This is a genomic window from Staphylococcus petrasii, from assembly GCF_002902565.1.
Taxonomy (GTDB): domain Bacteria; phylum Bacillota; class Bacilli; order Staphylococcales; family Staphylococcaceae; genus Staphylococcus; species Staphylococcus petrasii.
Map to the genome: position 1 here is coordinate 1 of NZ_PPRC01000002.1, position 4,731 is coordinate 4,731.

4 protein-coding genes and 1 pseudogene are annotated in these 4,731 nt (G+C 28.5%); 3 read left to right on the forward strand and 2 right to left on the reverse strand.

Translation table 11 applies throughout. From position 1 onward, the window contains the following. Positions 1-1,714: pseudogene (locus CD127_RS12595) on the forward strand (helicase HerA domain-containing protein); the annotation flags it as partial. A 5-nt stretch (positions 1,715-1,719) separates the two neighbouring features. Continuing rightward, on the forward strand, positions 1,720-2,823 hold the full coding sequence (locus CD127_RS00250) for an ATP-binding protein (protein ID WP_235851296.1): 1,104 nt from the start codon (positions 1,720-1,722) through the stop codon (positions 2,821-2,823). A 55-nt stretch (positions 2,824-2,878) separates the two neighbouring features. Here CD127_RS00250 and CD127_RS00255 read toward each other — a convergent pair whose 3' ends face one another. Beyond that, positions 2,879-3,451, reverse strand: a complete 573-nt coding sequence (locus CD127_RS00255) for a hypothetical protein (RefSeq protein WP_103365339.1) — start codon at positions 3,449-3,451, stop codon at positions 2,879-2,881. Between the two features lie 198 nt (positions 3,452-3,649). On the opposite strand from CD127_RS00255, the gene isaB reads away from it, so the two are divergent. After that, entirely contained in the window at positions 3,650-4,171 is a 522-nt protein-coding gene (gene isaB / locus CD127_RS00260) for an immunodominant staphylococcal antigen IsaB family protein (RefSeq protein ID WP_103365340.1), read from the forward strand. Between the two features lie 97 nt (positions 4,172-4,268). Here isaB and CD127_RS00265 read toward each other — a convergent pair whose 3' ends face one another. Continuing rightward, positions 4,269-4,553, reverse strand: a complete 285-nt coding sequence (locus CD127_RS00265) for a YolD-like family protein (protein WP_103298543.1) — start codon at positions 4,551-4,553, stop codon at positions 4,269-4,271. Positions 4,554-4,731 lie beyond the last annotated feature (178 nt).

A 4,731-nucleotide genomic window follows, 5' to 3' on the forward strand; every position in this document is an offset into this window, starting at 1 on the left:
TATATATACTTTATATAACATTAAAAACAGTGATGAATTATTAGAATTATATAATATAAAAATTCCTAGTAACATCAAAAAGAAATTTAATGAAGAAGATATATTGGAAACAATAAAGTCTAAAATAAATATCTTTACTAATAAACAAGATGAAAATATCTACCATATTACGTTTTTTAATTTTAACCAAGAACCTAAATTTAGCGTGAGTAATCTTAGAGAAATATATTCCTCTATTACAAATAAAGGCCTATTATCAAATATTAGTTACACTAAAATAGGTAATTCATATTTATCTGGATTTGGAACTAAAGGTATATTAGAGAATAATGATTTAATTAATAGTGCTTTATTATGGAATAGTTTTGTTTCTAATAATAAAAATTATAGATTAAATCCATACAAAAAAGATGAAGGTATCGTTAATAATGTTATTAGTATTGAAAATCAAAATCTTGATGATGTTTTCAACGATACAAATTGGGTGACTTTTATAGACCCTTCTGTTGATTTATCATATTTTAATAGCAATGAATATGATTTATATGTTATTCATTATAATGACCAAACTTCATCGTTTAATTATGAATCAATTACTGTAACAAATGATACAGAACAATATAGTAATATTCTTAAAGAGTTTTTAAATAAAGTTAACGTTGATTACACTCCTCAAAATATTGATAATATTATTCGCTCTTTCAATATTCTTAATGGCGAATGGCTATTATCAGTTATAGGAAATAGGGGTTCTAAATCAAATCATGGGGACCATTCTATTAGAGAAAAATTAAGTATTATTTCAGCATATAAACAAGTATTGTCAATATTAACTCATGAAAAAATAACTTGGATTCCAATTTCTATGGAAGAAGTACTTCGAGTGAGTAGGCAACAAGGATTAGATGCAAGTTCAGATGTTTTCTCTGCTAAGGAACTTAATCATACTGGGTCTATTTCAGATGATTTGTTGTTCATAGGTTTAGAATTGGAAGAAGATAATGTGAATGTCCATTTTATGCCAGTTGAAGTGAAAGTGGGTATTAATCACGCTAATGTGATTGACAAAGCTAAAGAACAAATAAGCCATTTATTTAAAGTACTGGAAAAAGAACTGATTACTCCGTCCACTCAAGTATTAACGCAAGACTTTTATAGACAATTTTTCTTAAATTTATATTTTGGTAATTTAAATAAATTTATTGAAAATGGTGTAATTGTAGATGAAAGAATGCATAATATTTATGAGAAAAGAGCAGAAATTTTAAACGGTAACATTACTTTCTCAACTAAGATAAAAGATGAATATGGTATAGGAATAGCAGTACTATTTAATCAAGAAAATAGTTTCAGAAAATTAATTAAAGATAATGAGAAAAATGTATATGAATTACATTTAACTGAATTAGATGCTTATAATGATGCCGAAAAAGATTTTAAATCTGTTAAACATGAGATATTAAATAATCAAAGAGGTATTGATTTAGCAAATTTACTTGTCTCTCATACAGATGATACTTTAACCAATGAAAAAAATGATATACCAATTCCAACTTTTGAAAATGAAAGCAAAGAAATTAACAATTCTGATGAAGTAGAAAGTCTGCCTAATAATGATGAGTTAGAGGAACTTTCTGATAAGAGAATATTGATACATCAGATAATGAAAGCATTGATACAATTAAAGAAACCCAAGATTTTGAAAATAATTTAGAAAATGTGAGGATTTTATTAGGTAATGCTAAAGGCAGTACTGAAAAAGTGTATTGGGAGTATGGTCATAAGCAATTACCTAATCGCCATATATTAATTAGCGGTAAATCTGGACAGGGTAAAACTTACTTTATGCAATGTCTTTTATATGAAATGGCTAAAAATAAGCTTGATAGTTTAGTAGTTGATTACACAGATGGTTTTTTACACAATCAATTAGAAGAAGAATTTACACGAAAACTAGGTGATAAGCTTAATACTAAATTTATATTTAGAGATAAACTTCCAATAAATCCTTTTAAAAGAAACGAAATTGATTTAGGTGGATTCACCGTGCCAGAAGAAAATGATGATATAGCAGATAGAGTAGTTCAAATTATAGATTTTGTATTTAAACTTGGAATTCAACAAAGTAGTTTATTAAAAGAATCTATCAAAAGTGGTTTAGATATATATGGCGAAAGCTTTACTTTCACTAAATTAAAACAAAGATTGATTGATCAAGAAACTGCTAATGCAACTACTTTAGTTGGAAGAATTGATAAATTATTAGATAAAGATCCATTCGCATATAACAATAATGACTTTACTTGGAAAGAAGTATTTAATAATGAAGGTAAAGTAACTATTATGCAATTAAAAGGTTTTGTGGCAAGTATTCAAAAAGTGATAACTGAATTTTTATTATGGGATTTATATAATTTTACTGAAAGAGAAGGAAGTAAAAATGTTCCTATCCCTGTTTTATTAGATGAAATGCAGAACTTGAATCACAAAGAAAGTTCTCCTACAACCAAAATTTTAAAAGAGGGTAGAAAATTCGGATGGTCTTCATGGCTTGCTACACAGTCTATCAGTTCTATAAAAAATAATGGAGGAGATATTTCAGCACTGTTTAATGCAGCTGAGCAAGTTCACTTTGCTCCTCCCGAAGATCAAATTGCTTTTATTAGTAAAAATAAAAACAATGATGAAAAAAGAAAAATGGAACAAGATTTGTCATCATTAAATAAAGGTGAATGTCTAGTAATAGGTTTCTCTAATATTAATGGAGAACTAATTAAAAAAACAGAAATCGTCGAAGTGACTTCATTAGAAGATAGAGAATAATTAAATTAAACCGCCTAATGGGTAGTTGTGAGGACTACGTATTAGGCGGTTATTTTTAATTTGTTGTTTTATTTGAGTTGCCATTCTGAGTTGAGCTATTACTGTTTTGTGTTGAATTAGTCTGTGCTGAATTACCTTGTGGTTTGTTTTGTTGGCTATTCTGTTGTGAATTGTTTTGTTGTGTGTTTTGTTGTGTGTTTTGTTGCTGAGATGTTGATGGTTGGTTTGTATTTTTTTCTGTTGTTGCGCTTTCTGAGCTGTTTTGTCGTGAATTGCTTGCTTTATTTTCTGTGCTAGATTGTTCTTGAGTTTTTGGCGTTTCTTGTGTGTTATTTACTTTCGTATTATTAGAATTATTTTGATTTGAATAATTCTGTTGTGTGTTTTGTGTATTTTGTGTTGCTGGTTCTGTTTGAGCGTTTTCGCTATTATCTGTTGTGTTGTCTTGTTCTTGTGTACGTTCTTCTGTGATGCTTTCTTTTTTATGTTTTTTCTCTTTTGATTCGTGTTTTTCAGTTGGATTGTCATCTTTAGTATTTGAGTTTTTATGTGTTGTTGCGAAGAATATTGAGAAACCTAATGCAACAATTAATAATACGATGACTATACATGCCAATGCCTTTTTCAAAATATGGTCCTCCGTTTTTCTTTCATTTATTTTATTATAATGAAATTTCATAAAATAGGTAGTATATACACATTTTTATAATATTAAATTTTGTTTACTAAATTTTATGCTAAATACATCTAAAGTACAGTGTCTGTTTATGAGTATTATGCGATAATAAAGATGTAAAACAAATCCAATACAGAAAGAAGGACTATCATGAATAAAGTAGTAAAAACTATTGCTTCAACAACTCTAGCATTTGGAACACTTTTGGGCGTTAGCGCAACGGTATTACCAGTAGAACATACAGCACACGCTGCAGTTAAACCGTATTATTCTTATAATGGTTATATCGATAAAGATGCTAAATTTTTAACAGATAAAAACTTTGTGAATGCTGTTAAACATGACAATGTAACATTTAGTGGAATTAAACTTGCGCCAACTAAAGGTACGAAAGTGGTTGAAAAGTATAACCAAAAATTCACAGGTGTGACTAAAGACGGTAAGAAAGCTAATAAAGTTCAATTTACAGTTAAAGGGGACTTAACACTAAACCAAATTAAGAAAGCGTATGGCAAAGACTTGAAGAAAGTTAATGGAAAAGCGAATGATAAAACAGGTGGTATTTTTGAATATAGACCTGTAAAAGATGGTTTAGCTACTACGTTTGTTGTCAATCATGGCAATGTAGTAGAAGTAGATATTAGTTATACTGGCTTTACAACTAGTAAATAATTATTTTTTTGAAAAGTAAAAAATGAATAACTAAAAATGAACAAAAATGGCAATGTCTGTTCTATAACATAGACATTGCCATTTTTCATGTTAGTGATTATTCCACGTTACAAATAACCCCAAATTCGAGTTTCATGGTTTGGGTGCCATTTTCATTACTGATTGTAATGCATTGGTTCAACATATCAATGCGATGAATGTATGCTGCAATTGAGTGGATGTAGCCATTTCTCCAATAACTGATCATGGCAAGTTGGCGTTGGGTGTATTTCTGTGTTAATTGACGATTCAATGTATCCAATTGATCTTCTGACAGGGAGGGCATACTGATTTTGTTCTGTTCTTCGATAAATTCACGCAAACGCTCGTATTGCTCAGGCATTGTCGCAAAAGGTTATATATATGTTGAAGAATATAGACTATTTTGTTTAAAATGAATCATATTTTAAGAAAAAATGAACAAAGTAAAAATATTAAATAGTCTTTTTTTATTACGTGTAATAAGTTTAATATGTATGATGTAAAAAGAATTTGAATAGTGTATACTTATACTATTAAAA

What these genes read in the sequence shown, in the direction of transcription:
- CD127_RS00265 (WP_103298543.1), bottom strand. Translation starts at nt 4,553, where the DNA reads ATGCCTGAGCAATACGAGCGTTTGCGTGAATTTATCGAAGAACAGAAC.
- isaB (WP_103365340.1), top strand. Translation starts at nt 3,650, where the DNA reads ATGAATAAAGTAGTAAAAACTATTGCTTCAACAACTCTAGCATTTGGA.